14 protein-coding genes and 1 riboswitch are annotated in these 15,847 nt (G+C 66.3%); of the genes, 6 read left to right on the top strand and 8 right to left on the bottom strand.

Annotated elements, in window-relative coordinates; translation table 11 throughout:
- The first annotated feature begins 44 nt into the window (after positions 1-44).
- The 3 genes from KUV62_RS19475 (at position 45) to KUV62_RS19465 (ending at position 2,590) form a co-directional block, all read left to right on the top strand.
- Complete coding sequence (locus KUV62_RS19475; protein WP_261395780.1) at positions 45-305, top strand: type II toxin-antitoxin system Phd/YefM family antitoxin; 261 nt, start codon at positions 45-47, stop codon at positions 303-305.
- Positions 283-549 (top strand): Txe/YoeB family addiction module toxin, encoded by a 267-nt coding sequence (locus tag KUV62_RS19470; RefSeq protein WP_222605406.1) that lies wholly within the window; start codon positions 283-285, stop codon positions 547-549. The genes KUV62_RS19475 and KUV62_RS19470 overlap by 23 nt, the downstream gene beginning before the upstream one ends.
- A gap of 115 nt (positions 550-664) precedes the next feature.
- Positions 665-2,590 (top strand): DUF3604 domain-containing protein, encoded by a 1,926-nt coding sequence (locus tag KUV62_RS19465; RefSeq protein WP_222605405.1) that lies wholly within the window; start codon positions 665-667, stop codon positions 2,588-2,590.
- Positions 2,591-2,702: 112 nt separating this feature from the next.
- On the opposite strand, the gene fba is transcribed toward KUV62_RS19465, so the two are convergent.
- From fba to KUV62_RS19440, 5 genes are all read right to left on the bottom strand, one after another.
- Complete coding sequence (gene fba, locus KUV62_RS19460; protein ID WP_222605404.1) at positions 2,703-3,737, bottom strand: class II fructose-bisphosphate aldolase; 1,035 nt, start codon at positions 3,735-3,737, stop codon at positions 2,703-2,705.
- A gap of 4 nt (positions 3,738-3,741) precedes the next feature.
- Complete coding sequence (locus tag KUV62_RS19455; RefSeq protein ID WP_222605403.1) at positions 3,742-4,710, bottom strand: class 1 fructose-1,6-bisphosphatase; 969 nt, start codon at positions 4,708-4,710, stop codon at positions 3,742-3,744.
- Between the two features lie 63 nt (positions 4,711-4,773).
- A complete protein-coding gene (locus tag KUV62_RS19450; protein ID WP_222605402.1) occupies positions 4,774-5,235 on the bottom strand; it encodes an RpiB/LacA/LacB family sugar-phosphate isomerase in 462 nt (153 codons plus the stop codon).
- The gene (locus tag KUV62_RS19445; protein WP_222605401.1) at positions 5,232-6,017 is read right to left on the bottom strand and encodes a triose-phosphate isomerase; all 786 of its coding nucleotides are present in this window, start codon (positions 6,015-6,017) and stop codon (positions 5,232-5,234) included. The genes KUV62_RS19450 and KUV62_RS19445 overlap by 4 nt, the downstream gene beginning before the upstream one ends.
- Before the next feature lie 330 nt (positions 6,018-6,347).
- Positions 6,348-6,824: a 6,7-dimethyl-8-ribityllumazine synthase gene (locus KUV62_RS19440; RefSeq protein WP_222605400.1), complete on the bottom strand. Its 477-nt coding sequence runs from the start codon at positions 6,822-6,824 to the stop codon at positions 6,348-6,350.
- 71 nt (positions 6,825-6,895) lie between these two features.
- A riboswitch (FMN riboswitch) is annotated at positions 6,896-7,028 on the bottom strand.
- A 151-nt stretch (positions 7,029-7,179) separates the two neighbouring features.
- On the opposite strand from KUV62_RS19440, the gene KUV62_RS19435 reads away from it, so the two are divergent.
- Positions 7,180-8,157 carry a murein L,D-transpeptidase catalytic domain family protein gene (locus KUV62_RS19435; protein WP_222605399.1) on the top strand — a complete coding sequence of 326 codons (978 nt, stop codon included), beginning with the start codon at positions 7,180-7,182 and terminating at the stop codon, positions 8,155-8,157.
- 990 nt (positions 8,158-9,147) lie between these two features.
- Here KUV62_RS19435 and KUV62_RS19430 read toward each other — a convergent pair.
- Entirely contained in the window at positions 9,148-10,242 is a 1,095-nt protein-coding gene (locus tag KUV62_RS19430; protein WP_222605398.1) for a ParB/RepB/Spo0J family partition protein, read from the bottom strand.
- Positions 10,239-11,543: an AAA family ATPase gene (locus tag KUV62_RS19425; RefSeq protein WP_222605397.1), complete on the bottom strand. Its 1,305-nt coding sequence runs from the start codon at positions 11,541-11,543 to the stop codon at positions 10,239-10,241. Before KUV62_RS19425 ends, KUV62_RS19430 begins: the two co-directional genes overlap by 4 nt.
- Before the next feature lie 554 nt (positions 11,544-12,097).
- On the opposite strand from KUV62_RS19425, the gene KUV62_RS19420 reads away from it, so the two are divergent.
- Both KUV62_RS19420 and KUV62_RS19415 read left to right on the top strand, forming a co-directional pair.
- Positions 12,098-12,781 (top strand): hypothetical protein, encoded by a 684-nt coding sequence (locus KUV62_RS19420; RefSeq protein WP_222605396.1) that lies wholly within the window; start codon positions 12,098-12,100, stop codon positions 12,779-12,781.
- Positions 12,782-13,408: 627 nt separating this feature from the next.
- Positions 13,409-14,662 carry a hypothetical protein gene (locus tag KUV62_RS19415; RefSeq protein WP_222605395.1) on the top strand — a complete coding sequence of 418 codons (1,254 nt, stop codon included), beginning with the start codon at positions 13,409-13,411 and terminating at the stop codon, positions 14,660-14,662.
- A 284-nt stretch (positions 14,663-14,946) separates the two neighbouring features.
- On the opposite strand, the gene KUV62_RS19410 is transcribed toward KUV62_RS19415, so the two are convergent.
- Entirely contained in the window at positions 14,947-15,840 is an 894-nt protein-coding gene (locus KUV62_RS19410) for a LysR family transcriptional regulator (RefSeq protein ID WP_222605394.1), read from the bottom strand.
- Between the last annotated feature and the right edge of the window lie 7 nt (positions 15,841-15,847).

Below are 15,847 nucleotides of genomic sequence, written 5' to 3'. Positions count from 1 at the left end.
CGCGTGGCGCAACACCGGCTCCGGGAGGGATCGCCATGAATGTCATGACCTATACAGACGCCCGCAACGGCCTCGCCAAGGCGCTCGACAAGGTGGTCGAGGACCGCGAGGAGCTGGTCATCACCCGCACCGGCCGCGAGGGCGTGGTGATGGTGGCGCAGGAAGAGTGGGACGCGATCCAGACCACGCTCTACCTGCTGTCCTCGCCGCGCAACGCCGCCCGCCTGCGTGCCTCCATTGCCGAGTTCGATGCGGGTGAGGGTCTCGAGGTCGAGCGCGTCGATGAAGATTACGTTCTCAAGTAAGGCCTGGGCCGAGCACCGCCACTGGCAGGACACCGACCGGCAGGGCTTGAAGCGGCTCAACAAGCTGATCGAGGAATGCCGCCGCCACCCCTATGACGGCACCGGCAAGCCCGAGCCGCTCAAGGGTGACCTGAGCGGCTGGTGGTCCCGCCGCATCACCCGCGAGCACCGGCTGGTCTACCGCGTCCGCGGCGAGGGCACGGCGCAGGTGCTCGAGATCGCGCAGTGCCGGTTCCATTATTGAGCGCCGACACTGGAGCGCCGAACAGTTTCGATCGAAAGCTTCAATTCTCGGAAACCGCATGCGATACTCCTTGGGGTTGCACTGCGTATTTCTGATATAATCCTGAGGTCAGTCCATGAAGCTCACGCGTTTCCAAACCCGCAGCACGACCCTGTCAGTTTCCTGGACGATCGCCGCCACCGCATTCGCTGCAAGCCTCACCTGCGCGCAGGCGCAGGAATTCACCCTGAGCGAAGACAGGGTCGCCACCCCCGACACACCCTATTCGCCCTACGTCGATGAGCACTTCCCGCAAAACGTCTATTTCGGTGATACCCATCTGCACACCTCCTGGTCGGCAGATGCCGGCATGGCAGGGGCAACCCTCGGGCCAGACGCCGCCTATCGGGTGGCGCGGGGCGAGGAGGTGGAAAGCCAGAGCGGCCAGCGGTTCAAACTGATCCGCCCGCTCGACTTCGTGGTTGTCGCCGATCACGCGGAAAATCTCGGCATCGCGGATTACCTCGATCGCGGCGATCCGATCTTGCTGGACACGGAAGTCGGACGCCGCTGGTACGACTATTTCCAGGCCGGGACGGGGCTGGATGCCGCCTACGAATGGAGCGCGGCGAATGCCGAGGGCAAGGATCCCATCGACAGCCCCGAGATGCAAATCCGGGTCTGGGACAAGGTGATCGAGAACGCCGAGCGCTACAACGAGCCCGGTGTGTTCACCGCCTTCATCGGATACGAGTGGACCTCCGGTCCCGGCAGCAACAACCTGCACCGCAACGTCATTTTCCGCGACAATGCGGACAGGACCCGGCAGGTCGTGCCGTTCTCGGCCTTCAACAGCGATGACCCGGAAGACCTCTGGCAATATCTTGGCGATTACGAGCAGAACACCGGCGGCCGGGTGCTGGCGATCCCGCACAATGGCAACCTGTCCAACGGCATGATGTTCATGCTCGAAACCTTCGATGGCGAGCCGTTCGACGCGGACTACGCGACGAAGCGCGCGCGCTACGAGCCGCTGCTGGAGGTCACCCAGTCCAAGGGCACCGGCGAGGCGCACCCGCTGCTGTCGCCCGATGATGCGTTTGCGGATTTCGAGCTGATGGATGCGTCGAACCTGACCGGGACGGTGGCCAAGGAACCCGGCATGCTGAAGACCGAGTATGCGCGCGAGGCTCTGAAGCTCGGCATGGCGGAAGAGGCGCGGCTTGGCGTCAACCCGTTCAAGTTCGGCATGATCGGCTCGACGGACAACCACAACGCCATCTCCTCGACGCGGGAGGAAAACTGGTTCGGCAAGATCTACTACGTCGAACCCGGCCTTCACCGGAAGGATGGCGTCTTCATCGAGAGCGCCGTCGATCCGCGCTTCTCCATCTACGACCGCGACATGGGCGCCTCCGGCCTCGCAGCGGTCTGGGCGACGGAAAACACCCGTGAAGCGATCTGGGATGCGATGAAGCGGCGCGAGGTCTTCGCCACCAGCGGCACCCGTCTGCGGGTCCGCGTGTTCGGCGGATGGGACTTCGAAGAGACCGAGGTGAACCTGCCCGATTTCGCCAAGGAGGGCTACGCGCGCGGCGTCCCGATGGGCGGCGACCTGCGGCCCGGTCCCGACGGCGCGGCGCCGCGCTTCCTCGTCCGCGCCCTGCGCGATCCCGACGGCGCCAACCTCGATCGCGTCCAGATCATCAAGGGCTGGATCGACGACACCGGTGCCACCAAGGAGCGGATCTACGACGTCGCCTGTGCCGACCGCGACATCGTGGACGGCGCCTGTGCCGGGGATGTCGGCAACACCGTCGATCTCACCACCGCGACCTATACCAACGACATCGGTCGCGCCGTCCTGAGCGGCTGGTGGGAAGACCCGGAATTCGACCCAGCGCAGCGGGCGTATTACTACGTGCGCGTGATCCAGATCCCATCGCCGCGCTGGACCGCCTATGACGCGGTCTATTTCGGTGTGGAGATGCCCGAGGGCACGGCCATGACCGTGCAGGATCGCGCTTTCACCTCGCCGATCTGGTATACGCCGGAGGGCTGACGGCCGGAGCAGCCGCCGACCGACACACGGTCACGTCAGGAACAGACCGCCTGCTGCGCGTCGCAGACATCGGTCCCCCCGCGCCGCTAAAGATTCAGCCCCCGACCGCCGCTCAATACCGCCGCGCCATCGCCTCCAGCGGGACGGGCGTGATGCTGCTCGCGTGGCCGGCGGTGCCGAAGGCCTCGAAGCGGGCCTTGCAGAGCGCCGTCATCAGCGCCTTGCCTTCCTTGAGATACTTGCGCGGGTCGAACTCGCCGGGGTTGTCCGACAGCACCCGGCGCACCCCCGCCGTCATCGCCATCCGGTTGTCGGTGTCGATGTTGACCTTGCGCACCCCCGAGCGGATGCCGCGCTGGATCTCCTCCACCGGCACACCCCAGGTCGGGCGCATGTCGCCACCGTAGCTGTTGATCAGAACCCGCAGATCCTCGGGCACCGAGGACGAGCCGTGCATCACCAGGTGGGTGTCCGGCAGGCGGCGGTTGATCTCCTCGATGACGCTCATCGCGAGGATCTCGCCATCCGGCTGGCGGGTGAACTTGTAGGCGCCGTGGCTTGTGCCCATCGCCACCGCCAGCGCGTCGACGCCGGTTTCGCGCACGAAGCGCTCGGCCTCTTCCGGATCGGTCAGCAGCTGCTCTTCCGAGAGCTTCTCGGTGGCGCCGTGGCCGTCCTCCTGATCGCCCATGCCGGTCTCGAGCGAGCCCAGCACGCCAAGCTCTCCCTCGACCGAGACGCCGCAAGCATGGGCCATCTCGGTGACCCGCGCGGTGATGTCGCGGTTGTAGGCATAGTCTGCCGGGGTCGTGCCATCCGCCAACAGCGAGCCGTCCATCATCACCGAGGTGAAGCCGTGCTGGATCGCGGTGGCGCAGGTCGCCAGATCGTTGCCGTGGTCGAGATGCATGCAGACCGGCACCTCCGGGAAGGTCTCGACCAGCCCGTCGATCAGCCGCGCCAGCAGCACGTCGCCGGCATAGGCCCGCGCCCCGCGCGACGCCGCCAGGATCACCGGCGCGTCGGTCTCGCGCGCGGCGGTCATGATCGCCAGACCCATCTCCATGTTGGAGATGTTGAAGGCCGGGACGGCGTAGTCGTTCTCGGCGGCGTGGTCGAGCAGCTGGCGAAGCGTGATGCGGGGCATGGGGTCAGGTCTCCTCCCGGATATAGCGGGCAATGGTGTCGATCTCGTCCGACGCCCCGAAGGCCAGCGCCACGTTCTGGTGCGGCGTCTCGGGGATCAGGTCGAGGATGCGGGTGGTGCCGTCGGTGGCGCGGCCGCCGGCGGCCTCGATCATCAGCGCGATGGGCACCGCCTCGTAGGCCAGCCGAAGCCGGCCCTGCTGGTAGCCCTCGCGGCGGTCGGCGGGGTAGATGAAGGCGCCGCCCTTCAGAAGGATGCGGTGCAGCTCGCCCACCGCCGCCGCCAGCCAGCGCATGTTGAAATCGCGGCCGCGCGGGCCGTCCTTGCCGGCGCGCAGATCGCGCGCCCAGGCCTGCAGCCCCTCGGGCCAGTGGCGCTCGTTCGAGGCGTTGTAGGCGATGGTCGAGGCGGTCGGCTTCAGCGTCACGTCGCGGGCGCTCATGCGGAAATCCTGCCCGTCGAAGGTCGCGATCCGGACCCCCTGCCCCGTGGTGTAGCCGAAATCCAGCGAATGCCCGAACGAGGCATAGCCCGCGGCGACCGCCTCCGAACCGCGCCGGCGGAAATCGCGCGGGCCGGTCGGGTAGATCACGAAGAGCATGCCCAGCGGTGCGCCGATGCCGATCGAGCCCGAGCCGTCGATCGGGTCGATGGCGATGTCGTAGAGCCCGTCGGGATCGAGCGTCTCGACCTCCTCGGCTTCCTCGGAGAGCATGTGACGCACCCCGCAGCCATGCAGCTCGGCGAGGATGTGGTCATGCGCGCCCACGTCGAGCGCCTTCTGCGCGTCGCCGCTTTCGTTGTTGCCCACCAGCTCCGCCGGGTTGCCCGGCAGCTTGCCCGCCGCCAGCCGCGCCGCGATGGCGGGCAACGCGTGGGCCAGCGCGCCGATGATGCGCCCCACCCCGTCTTCGGGCAGGCAGGCGGGCAGGATCTCCGCCGTGATCAGGCGGTCGTTGGGCAGGGTCAGCATGGCAGGAATTCCGTGGCTCGGGGAGGCCCGGCTGAAAGCGCGCCGGGCCGGGATGCCCCCTGTTTAAGCCGTGTGATACTTGGCGTCGACCGCGTCGATGGCGCGCACGTTGCCCGCCGATTTACCCATCGGATCGAAGGAGGCCGAGAGGAACGCGTCGGCGATGTCCTTGGCCAGCTCGACGCCCACCACCCGCGCGCCCATGGTGATGATATGGGCGTTGTTGGAGGTCGCGGCCTTGCCGGCGGAATAGGTGTCGTGGGTCTGCGCCGCGCGGATGCCGGGCACCTTGTTGGCCGCAAGGCAGACGCCGATGCCGGTGCCGCAGCACAGGATCGCCTTGTCATAGGTGCCGTCCTTGACCTGCGAGGCCACCCGGTCCGACAGGTTGGCGTAGAAATCGTCGGGCCCGGCCTCGGTGCGCGAGATCTCGGCCACCTCGTAATCGGGGTTCTGCGCGAGATACTCGGCCAGCGCGATGGCGAGGGGTTCTCCGGCGCTGTCGCCGGCCACTGCGATCTTCATGTCAATTCCTCCGTCTTGACGTTTGAGTCCAGCACCGCGCTGCAACGCGCGAGAATGTCGAGATAGCCGGCCACGTCCCAGGCCGAGCGCCCGATGAACAACCCGTCGATATGCGGACAGGCGATCAGCTCGGCGCAGTTGCCCGGGTTGACCGAGCCGCCATAGAGGCAGGGAATGCGGCGCCCGAGGATCTCCTCGGCAACGGCGATGATCTCGGCCTGCCGCGCATCGGCATAGTCGGCGGTGGCGGGGATGCCGTTTTCGCCGATCGCCCAGACCGGCTCGTAGGCCAGCCAGATCTCCGCCTGCTTCTGAGCATCAGAGAGCTTCGAGAGCGCCCCGCGCACCTCGCGCGCCAGCACCTCCGCCGCTCGGCCGCCCTCGCGGTCGGCCAGCGTCTCGCCGATGCAGATCAGCGGCACGAGGCCGTGGCGCACCGCTGCTTCGGTCTTGAGGCCCACGGTCTCGTCGGTCTCGCCGAAATGCTCGCGGCGCTCGGAATGGCCGAGCTCGACGATCTCGAGCCCGCAATCGGTCAGCATCGGGGCCGAGATCTCGCCGGTCCAGGCACCCTGATCGGCCCAGTGCATATTCTGCGCACCGACAAGAACCGGCATCTCCGCCAGCACAGCCTTGACCTCGCGCACCGCAGTGAAGGGCGGGATCACGAAGCTCTGGATGCGCGGATCGAGCTCTGCCGCCGCCAGCCCCTCGGCCCAGGCACGGGCCTCCGCGAGGGTCTTGTTCATCTTCCAGCTGGTGCCGATCCAAACGCTTGGCATCGAGTCGTCTCCTCCGTCGTCGAGAGACATGATAACACCGATGCGCACTTTATCAACATCATTTTTGTTATTTTGTGATTTAGGATGTTAACATCCGGCACGACAAGCACAGCGCACCGCCCTGCCATGGCGACGCCCGATAGGAGCCGGACACAGCCCAAAACCCGCCTGCGCAGCGCTGCGCGGCGGTGTCGGGTGGAGTGATGCATTGATGTGATGAAAGGTGTCGGGCCTTTGCGGCCCTGCCCCGGCACGGCGGCGGCCTGCCGCCCCTCTCCGGGGATCAGCGCTGCGGCCCGGACGCGATCCGGCCCGCAGCTTGAGGCGATATCAGCCGTTGACGACCGACAGCTCGGCGCGCGCCGGCACCACGATGTCGAGCACGCCCTTCACGGCGTGGGCCGCCTCGGCGCCCTTCTTGACGAAATGCTCGGTGAAGAAGGCGTTGTGCACCTCGGTCTCCTGGTAGTGGTGCGGCGTCAGCGAGACGGAGAACACCGGCACACCGGTCTGCATCTGCGCGTCCATCAGCCCCTTCACCACCGCGTCGGCGACGAAGTCGTGGCGATAGATGCCGCCATCGACAACGAAGGCCGCGGCGACCACGGCGTCGTAGCGCCCGGTCTCGGCCAGCCGCTTGGCCAGCAGCGGCATCTCGAACGCGCCGGGCACGTCATAGGCATCGACGCTGGCGCCGGGCAGGATGTCGGCGGCCTCGGCCAGGAAGCCCTCATGCGCACGGTCGACGATGTCGGCATGCCAGCGCGCGCGGATGAAGGCGATACGGGTCTGTGTCTGATCGGTCATTTCGGAACCCTCCGTTGATCACAAAAGGTCCCAGAGCTTTCGAACGCACAGGGCGCGCGAACGCCCGGCACGATACGTCTCTTCCATCCGGACTTTCACCGTCGGCCCCGGAATTCCACCGGATCTGCTAGACCCCTTCGCTTGGAAGGGCGCTCGCGGGCTGTCACCGCCGGTGGGGAATTTCACCCCGCCCTGAGAACTCGGGCACCATAGGCGAGTCGCTCTGTAACGCAAGCGAAGGATGCGGCGCCCGGTCGCCCGCAAGCGACGCGGTGCAATGGAAACAATATTTGATTGCGCAAACGGGGGTCTACTCGTGTTATGACTGTAAAAAACGTCAGGCAGGAGATCCCCGATGCAGTCCGTCCGCCGTCTCGCCACGACCGCCATGACCGTCCTGGCCCTCGCCGCGCCACTGGCCGCGGCCGCCGCCTCGCCCGGCCCCGAGATCCCGGGATGGCTTCACCGTCACGTCGGCACCGGCGACGGCCAGATCGCCCCGGTCGTGCTGCAGCGGGCGCGGGCGCTCTACCGCGCCAACCTCTCACGCGGCAAGGTGACAAACCCGTGCTACCTCGCGATGGATGCCACCCGCCCGAGCACCGCGCCCTCCGGCGCGCCCGGCAGCCGGTTCTACCTGATCTGCGAACAGAGCCAGACCTTCCGCGCGGTCTCCTCCGGCTACGGCAACGGGCGCAAGCTCAGCGGGCATGATTTCTCCAACGGCCGGCAATGCGCCAAGAACTTCAGCAATGCCGAGGGCTCGAAGCTGACCATGGGCGGCAACTATCTCACTGCCGAGACCCGGACCTCGTTCAAGGGCTACTATTCGCAATCCGGCAAGCGCACGCCGTTCTACCGCACCTTCCTGCTGTTCGACGGCACCGGCGAGACCGAGAACGCCCGCGAGCGCGCCATCGGCGGCCACCCGGCGGTGTTCCTGAAATGGCAGTGCCGCTACAAGAACCCGCAGAGCCCGCATGCGGATGACGAGGGCTACGTCCCCTATGGCAGCCTGGTGAACTACACCGGCGGCCGAAGCAACGGCTGCACCACATGGTCGCCCGCCGTCTCGCAGGAGATCCTGTCGCGCGTCGAGGGCAACCCGACGACGCTCTACATCTACCCCGAGGGGCGCGATATCGAGGCGGTGGCAAACGCGGCCAAGGCCGGCCGGTCGCTGGCGCAGGCCGGTCTCTACTGGAACGCCGCCTGCATGAGCGCAATCGGGGCGCCGAGGTTCTGGCCGAAGCGCACGCTGCAGCCCGTCATCGACCGCTGGCGCGCCTCCCTGACCCCGGCCCCCGACCGCCCCCTGCCCGTCTGCAAGTGAGCCGCAGCAGAGCCCCCTGCCCTTCCGGCTGATGCGGCAATCCGTCTGCTGATGCCGGCGGGCGGCGGTGGCTCTGGCAAGATGCGCCAGATTGCTCCCGACTGACAGGTTTCTGCCGTGCCGCGCGGGCTCGCCGCGATGTTTCCTTGTTATTTCAATGATCTAGGCGGCTCTGCTAGGCCGCCACCGGCCCGTTATGCCCTGTGGGCCGCCAAAGCCGCCCTGTCTGCGTGCTTGTCCCCACGGGGACAGGTCATTCTTCGCGACGGGCGGATCATCCTGCACCGCTCCCGCTCGGTGACGCGCACAAAATACGGAGCGGGCTTGGCGCTGTCCCCGCGGGGACAACATGCTGTCGCCGGCCAAGAGACCGCTCCCTTGGCCCCGGCTGGAAACGTTGTCCCCGCGGGGACACACGGATCTTAGGGCAACCGGGGCCATGTGTTGCCGCGGCCACCCTGCCCGATCCGCAGGTCTGTCCCCGTGGGGACAGCACACTTTGTCCGGGTGACAGCCTGCGTTTAGCCCGCATCTCTCGCTCTCTTGGCGGAGTGTCCCCTCGGGGACAACGCGCTGTCACGGTCCAAGAGACTGCACCCTCGCCCCTACTCTGGAAAGGCTGTCCCCACGGGGACACGCTGATCTTCGCGCAACCGGAGCCGTGTATTTCCCGGCCACCCCGGCCAGATCCGCAGCCCTGTCCCCGCGGGGACAGCACGCTTTGATCGGGTGAGAGCCTGAGTTTCAGCCTCCACCTTTCGTTCGCTCGGCAAAGTGTCCCAGTAGCAACAAGCGCAGCTTTGCCATGTGGAGCATAGATCTTGGCGAGGAAAGGACGCGCCATCGGCGCCACGATCGGGCTCGGTTGCGGATGCTGTCCCCGCGGGGACATGCGAGAAAGATCAGGCTCTACGCTGCCCCCTAGAGACAAAGAAGCGGCGCCCGGTTTCCCGTGGCGCCGCCAGCTGTCCTGCGGATTTTCGCCCTGCCCTAATCGTCGAGCGCGGCCATGAATGCGGTCACCGCGGCCTCGAGCCGGTGCCGGTCGATGCTCGAGAAATCGCGCTCCATCTGCAGCTCGACCTTGCCGTCACGCGCCGCGCAGCGGACTGTCCCCGCGGGGACAGTGCAGCGCAGCGTGGTCTTGGCGGCGGCATTCCGCGCCGATCCGGCGCGCGGCTTAGGCGCTTTCGGGGCGGCTTTCAGAAGATCCTGAAGCACCGCCGCCTCGTAATCCGGCGACACCTCGCCAAGCCCCTCGAGCGCCGCGCGCAGCCGGGCCTCGAAGCCCTCCTCCGACGCGAGCCGCTTGTTCAGGTCGAGCCCGAGATTGCGCGAGATCGCCTGAGGGTGCTGCAGCGCGTCGCCGACCTGTTCGATCAGCGAGCCGAAATGCCGGATGTAGCTGCGCTTCTGCCGGCCGGCCGAGGCGAAGAGCACGTCGATGGCCGAGCTCAGATCCTCGGCCGAGGTGCCGGGATCATCGGCATAGCGCAGCGCCAGCACCGCCATCTCGGCGAAGGAGATATCGCGGCGGACGAGGTTTTCGTCGACCATGCGGCGATAGAGCTGCTCGAGCGCGGCGCCGGTGGCGATCAGCCCGGCGGGGATCTTGGCGAAGGCCTCATCGCCGGTTTCGGCGTAGAGCTCGCGATAGGCGCGCAGGCGGCGGAAGCCCTGGACCAGCTCGTAGCCGTCGCCAGAGGGCTCGACCTGGATCGGGTTGGAGAGACCAATCGCTTGAATAGAGTCTTTCAGCTCGCCGATATCGGGATCGGCGCCCGGGCCGCGATCGCGGGTCAGCTTCTCGATGCGGATGGCATCGAGCGGGATCAGGTCGGTGATCAGCCCGGCGCGCTTCAGCCGCACATGCTCATGCGCGAGCCGGTCATTCTCTTCCCGGATCGCGCGCTCGGCCTCGGCGCGCTGGCGCAGCGCGTCGGCATTTTCGGAGATCGCCGCCGCCATCGGCCCGCGCCGCCCCTCGGGGCGGGCTGGCTCGGGCGCTTCGGCCGGCTTTGCCCCGGTATAGACGCCGTCTGCGTTACCGGGAAAATCGATGTCAAAACCGCGTCGCTTGCTCATGCCTCATCCTCCAGCTTGTCCCATGCGGTCAACACGTGGCCGCGGAATTCCTCGTAGGCGCGATCGAAAGAGGCGCGCGCCCGGCGCCAGGTCTCGCGGGTCATCTCACGATAGTCGATCTCGTAGATCGAGCTCAGGAAGCGGCCCGACTGTTCGACCGCGCGGGTCATCTCGATGGCGTTCTCCGTTACCCTGTCTTCCCAGACCTTCTGGAAAGCTGAACGCATCGCGCGGTGCAGCTCGTTGCCCGGCTCGTAGCGGGTCAGCAGGAAGCGGACGTCCTGGAAGACCTTGGGCAATTGCAGTGTCCCCGCGGGGACAACCCCCTCGAAGCCGCTCAGATCGGCGAGCGCTTCGGAGAGCTGGCCGATGAAGGAGGTGGTGGAATCGTATTCCCAGTAGCCGGGGCCGGAGGGGATATAGAGCATGTCGGCGGCGAAGACCGCGTTCATGCTCTGGTAGCCGATGGCCGGCGGGCAATCGAAGATCACGAGGTCATAGGCATCCGGGGGCAGGGCATCGAGATAGCGCGACACCGCGGCGAAGAACGACCACTCGGGATTGAGGTGGCGGTACTGAGCCGAGGCGAACTCGACGAATGCGGCGTTGGCGCAGGAGGGGATGACGTCGATGGTGGGCCAGCTGGTGGGCTTGATGAAATCGGTCACCCGCAGATCGCGTAGCCCCATGCCGGTGATCGCCTCGGGCAGCTTGCGCTGGGGCAGGGCGGAGCCGCTCTCGGCGCCGCGCATGGCGGCGTTCATACGGTCGGTCTCGCGGATCAGGTCTCGCGCCATGATGCCCCAGACGGTGAACTCCTCGGTGATGTCGCTGAGCCCCATCGAATGCGACAGCGTCGCCTGCGGATCGAAGTCGACGCAGAGCACCCGGTAGCCATCGAGCGCCGCGGCATGGGCGAAATGCAGCGCCACGGTCGACTTGCCGGCGCCGCCCTTGAAGTTGGAGATCGCCACGCGGAAGGCGCGCTTGCCGGCGGGCCGCGGCGGCATCATGCTCTTGCGGTTGACCTTGAGCTTGCGGCGGATTTCGTTGATCTCCTCGAGCGCGTACCAGCGCTGGCGGCCATCCTCCTCGACGAGCCCCTGGGGCAGGGAAGGGTCGGCGGCGAGCCGGCCCCGCAGGGTCGACTGGTTGACCTGCAGGATCAGCTCGGCCACCTCCCAGCTCGAGAACCGCCTGAGCCGCTTCTCGCGCTCGGGAGAAAAGGTCTGCTGCCGGATCCAGCTTTGCATCTTGAGGGATTGCGCCTGCATCTGCGCGAGGTCGTCATGGGTGAACATGGGCTCTCCTGTCTGTATCCCTCTGCACTGTCCCCGCGGGGACAGCGGCTCCGGTTGGCTGTCCCCGTGGGGACAGATTGCCCGAAACCCGGGGACGTTAATCTGCTCTGCTTCGTTATTTACGCTGATTTGCCAGATTTGACAAAATCTATTATCGTCGGGACGGCAATTCTGGTTGTTCTGCAAAACGTCCATTTCCCAAGGCGCCCATGGCCCCGACCGCTTCGCCCCCCGATTCGGCAAGCGTTTGAGGAGAGAGCAGAAATATTGGGGGACAGCAGGCAGCGTACCGCCAGATATTGGGGGACATTTTTGTCTGAATAGGGGTCACCCTGCCTGTCCCCCAATACCTAGATACCCAATTTTTCATTCGAAAAAGGGTAGGGGGCCGGGAGGCAAATGCCGGAAGCCTTGACAGAATCGGATATCAGGACGCAAATGAGTGACGAGCTGGAAAGAGCGCTGAGTTAACGGCGCCTTTACCATCACGGGCCATGACACGAGCCCGGAGCAGAGGCAGACCCGGGGATCCGGGCTCAAGGCGAGGGCGGCAGATGCTTGCCAAGAAACCGGTCGGGCGCAATGCCGCGGCTTTCAAATACGACCTGCTCACCGTGATGGGAGCCTACGCGCTCGCCCAGGAGAAGGGCCAGCAGCGTCTCGTTCTGCGCCTGATGACACTGATCACCGCCCGCTACAACTGGGGCCGCGACGAGCTTGCCGTGGGCCAGCGCGAGATCGCCCGGCTCTGGCAGGTCGACGAGCGCACGGTCAAGCGGCAGATGGCCAAGCTGCGCGCCATGGGCTGGCTGGTGGTCAAGCGCCAAGGCGCGCGCGGACGGGTCAGCGAATACGCGCTCGGGATCGAGCGCATCCTCGAGGACAGCCGTGACCGCTGGGCCGATGTCGGGCCCGATCTGGCGCACCGGCTCTCGGGGACCGAGGAGGCACCGGAAAAGATCGTGCCGCTGCCGGTCAAGGGCCGGGTCGCCGCGCCGGACCTCAGCGATGGCAGCGAGTGGACCCTCGCCAAGGCGCTGCTGCATGCCGAGGATCCGGGGCTCTACGGCGCCTGGATCGCCGCGCTGGAGCGCGGCGGCAGGGCAGGGGGCCGGCTGCACCTCAAGGCGCCCTCACGCTTCCATGCAAGCTACGTCGCCACCCATCTCGCGGGGCGCGTGCTGAGCGCCTGCCAGTCGGTGGATGGCGGCATCGACGAGGTGATCGTCGACAGCTGAGCGCTGTGGCGGCGGTTGTCCCGCGGGCTGGCTGGCGTCGGTAGCTGGGGGCGCTGCCCCCGTCCGCGTGCCGCGGACTCCCCCGGGATATTTTTGGCCAGAAGAAGACCGGGGAGAGGGCGATGCCTTCGGGCGCGCCGGGGGACGGCCGTTGATTGCAATGCGCCTCCGTCTCCTGCTGCCTATGACCGCAGATAGAACTGCGCAGGGCTCAGTGTCCCATTTGGTTGGGTTCCTGCCACGCGATCTGGCCTTCGCGCTTCGCAAAGCGCAAGGGCGGTCTCGGCGCGCAGCCGCCTAAGTGCCTGACGCAGCGGGTCCATCGGAGAGCGTCACAAAGGGCAGGAGGGCCGATATTCGCTGCGGTCGCTCTCAGGGGCCGCTCTGCGCGAGAAGCTGACTGAGGTGCATTCCCGGAAAGCTCCCGTTCGGGCAGGGCGCGACGATCGGCCTCTGCAAGCCCAGACTTGCCCTCGTCTCGCCGAAGGGAAACAGAATTCAGGAAGAACGTATCTTGAAATTGATATCTATCAACGTCGATGTGCTCGGGAAACGCTAAACTCCTCGCGGGATCAGTGGACCATCCCGGAACCGGGGCTTCGTCTGCTGTTAAGAGGAGGGAAGACAATGATCACATCGCGTAAGTTTCTCGCGCTCTCGGCTAAGACCGTCCTGTTGGCAGGGGTCGCCGCCGGAGCGCTTTCGCTCGCAACGGTCGATTTCGCGCAGGCGCAAGGCCATGGTTCGGGAGGCAGCTCGGACTCAGGCGGCAGCGGCGGCAGTGCCGGGGGCGGCAGTGGCAGCGGCAGTAGCAGCAGTGGCGGCAGTGTCGCCAAGAGCGGCGGCGGGTCGGTGGACACCGGGAGCAGTTCCACGGGACAGAGTTCTTCTCGCGGGCAGGGGAGCGCCGGCGTGCAGGTGGCGCGTCCCGCCGCGCCTGCGACGCAAGAGGCCGACGAAGACAGCGACCGGCCGGAATGGGCCGGAGGCAATCCGGAGCTGAATGATCATGCCGGCGCCGGCACGGGAAACCCATCTTCCGGTACGAGCAAGGGGGACCTCTACGGCGACATCGTGGTGCTGCTTAGGGATCTCGCAACTGGTGAACCGATCGTCGCCGGGACCAGCGTCGATCCCGAAACCGGCGAAGAGATCACCGAAGTCTACGTCTGCCTCGACGCCGACTGCACCGACACCGTGGCGACGGAGTTCGGGGAGATCCCCGAAGGCACAGCCGCCATCGAGGTCGATTTCGGAAGGTCGTCGGTGGCGCGGTCTCCTGCAAGCGTGACGGATCACGCTCTGGAGGAAGCTCTGGACAAGCTGGAGGTTGCCGAGGACGTGGCCCTCGATGTGTCGGGGAGGATCGTCTACAGCGTTGACGGAGTCTGGTACACGATCGACTCCCCCCTGGAGAACCTTGCCCTCTACACCGATCTCGCGACCGGGCTTGCTTCCGACGCGACATCCGAAACCGAAGCGGCCCTCGATGCCGTCGGCTTGGCCACGCTGGACACCGCCGCATCGCTGCTGGCCGGCCTGGCCGACAAGACAGGGGATATCACGCTCGACTACCTCGTGAACGAGAACGTCATTTCCGGTGTCGTGGAGGCCGGCGACTACTACGATTACGCGACATTCGAGTATGCGCGGGACTATCCGACCGATTACACCTACTGGGTGTCGATCGACGGCGCGCTTCCCGTGACGGCGACGGTGGATATCAACGCGTATCTTGCAGATGAGTCCGTCAACGGCGAGCTTCCCGCCCCCGACGATTACGCGGCACTCTTCGCAGCCGCGGCGGACGATGCTCTGGAGGTGATCGAACTCGTGCATACGCAGATCTACACCGAGCTTCTGCCTGGCACAGTCGAGTGACCTGATGCGATTTGCAGAGGGCGCGGGCTTCGGCTCGCGCCCTTCGCCTGCGCTGTATTGTCTAGGTTACACGGGCAGCGAGGGGCCGAGAGTCCCGTGCCTTGGTCGGCCAACGGTCAGTACAGGACCAATCCCTGAACAGAGCGAACTGATAACCGCGGGTTCCAAGGGGGGCAGGTCCTTCACAGCCCACCGTCCAGCGCTATGGGAAACAGGGACATTCGCTTGCATCTTTGCATGGCACGGTCGGCCTCTGTCTGGTGATAGGGACGACCCCGCGCATGTCAGCTCCTATGCCGCAGCGCCTCCAGAACAGCGCGGAACGCGGGCGAGGGCTGGCGTCGGTTCGGGTAGTAGAGGTGGAACGGGTCGAAGAGCGGGCAGTAGTCCCCGAGCACCTGCACCAGGCGACCGGCCTTCAGATGCGGCTCGGCAAGGTCCACCGACATGTAGGCGCAGCCGAAGCCGGCAAGCGCTGCGTCGAGCACCAGGAAGATATTGTTGAACGCAAGCTGCCCGTCGACCTTGACCCGCAGATCATGCCCGTCCTCGCGGAATTCCCAAGGGAAGTTGCGTTTCGCTGATTGCAGGTGGAAGTTGACGCAGGGCAGGTCCGCCAGATCGCGCGGATGCTGTGGTTTCGGGTGCGCCTCAAAGACCTCAGGCGCGGCGACGACGATGTAACGCAGGGGCTCACCGATCCGGGCCGAGATCATGTCCTTGGCCAGGTGCTCGCCCCGCCGCACGCCGGCATCGAAGCCTTCTGCGACGATGTCGTTGAAGCCGTTGTCCAGCGTGATCTCCACCTTGATATCGGGGTTGGCGCGCAGCAGCGGTTGCAGCTTTGGCCACAGAACTTGGCTGATGCCCAGCTCCGATGAGACGAGGCGCACCGTGCCGGCGGGGGTCTCGCGCAGGGTGCCAAGCTCGTCGAGCTGCGCATCGATCTGGCCGATGTGGTGGCTGATTCCGTCCAGCAGGCGCTGGCCGGCCTCGGTCGTGGCCACCGCGCGCGTTGTGCGGGTCAGCAGGCGCACGCCCAATCGCTCTTCGAGTTGGCGGATCGTGTGGCTCAGCGCGGATTGCGACACGCCGAGACGGGCGGCAGCGCGGGTGAAGTTGCTTTCCTGCGCCACGGCGATGAAGGCGCGAAGGTCGTTCAGGTTTTCGCGGGGCACGGGATGT

Origin of the sequence: Salipiger bermudensis, assembly GCF_019801965.1 — a bacterium.
GTDB lineage: Bacteria > Pseudomonadota > Alphaproteobacteria > Rhodobacterales > Rhodobacteraceae > Salipiger > Salipiger bermudensis_A.
This window is presented reverse-complemented; position numbering and strand designations above follow the sequence as displayed.

What these genes read in the sequence shown, in the direction of transcription:
- KUV62_RS19430 (WP_222605398.1), bottom strand. Translation starts at nt 10,242, where the DNA reads ATGAGCAAGCGACGCGGTTTTGACATCGATTTTCCCGGTAACGCAGAC.
- KUV62_RS19450 (WP_222605402.1), bottom strand. Translation starts at nt 5,235, where the DNA reads ATGAAGATCGCAGTGGCCGGCGACAGCGCCGGAGAACCCCTCGCCATC.
- fba (WP_222605404.1), bottom strand. Translation starts at nt 3,737, where the DNA reads ATGCCCCGCATCACGCTTCGCCAGCTGCTCGACCACGCCGCCGAGAAC.
- KUV62_RS19465 (WP_222605405.1), top strand. Translation starts at nt 665, where the DNA reads ATGAAGCTCACGCGTTTCCAAACCCGCAGCACGACCCTGTCAGTTTCC.
- KUV62_RS19455 (WP_222605403.1), bottom strand. Translation starts at nt 4,710, where the DNA reads ATGCTGACCCTGCCCAACGACCGCCTGATCACGGCGGAGATCCTGCCC.
- KUV62_RS19420 (WP_222605396.1), top strand. Translation starts at nt 12,098, where the DNA reads ATGCTTGCCAAGAAACCGGTCGGGCGCAATGCCGCGGCTTTCAAATAC.
- KUV62_RS19470 (WP_222605406.1), top strand. Translation starts at nt 283, where the DNA reads ATGAAGATTACGTTCTCAAGTAAGGCCTGGGCCGAGCACCGCCACTGG.
- KUV62_RS19415 (WP_222605395.1), top strand. Translation starts at nt 13,409, where the DNA reads ATGATCACATCGCGTAAGTTTCTCGCGCTCTCGGCTAAGACCGTCCTG.
- KUV62_RS19435 (WP_222605399.1), top strand. Translation starts at nt 7,180, where the DNA reads ATGCAGTCCGTCCGCCGTCTCGCCACGACCGCCATGACCGTCCTGGCC.
- KUV62_RS19445 (WP_222605401.1), bottom strand. Translation starts at nt 6,017, where the DNA reads ATGCCAAGCGTTTGGATCGGCACCAGCTGGAAGATGAACAAGACCCTC.
- KUV62_RS19475 (WP_261395780.1), top strand. Translation starts at nt 45, where the DNA reads ATGACCTATACAGACGCCCGCAACGGCCTCGCCAAGGCGCTCGACAAG.
- KUV62_RS19425 (WP_222605397.1), bottom strand. Translation starts at nt 11,543, where the DNA reads ATGTTCACCCATGACGACCTCGCGCAGATGCAGGCGCAATCCCTCAAG.
- KUV62_RS19440 (WP_222605400.1), bottom strand. Translation starts at nt 6,824, where the DNA reads ATGACCGATCAGACACAGACCCGTATCGCCTTCATCCGCGCGCGCTGG.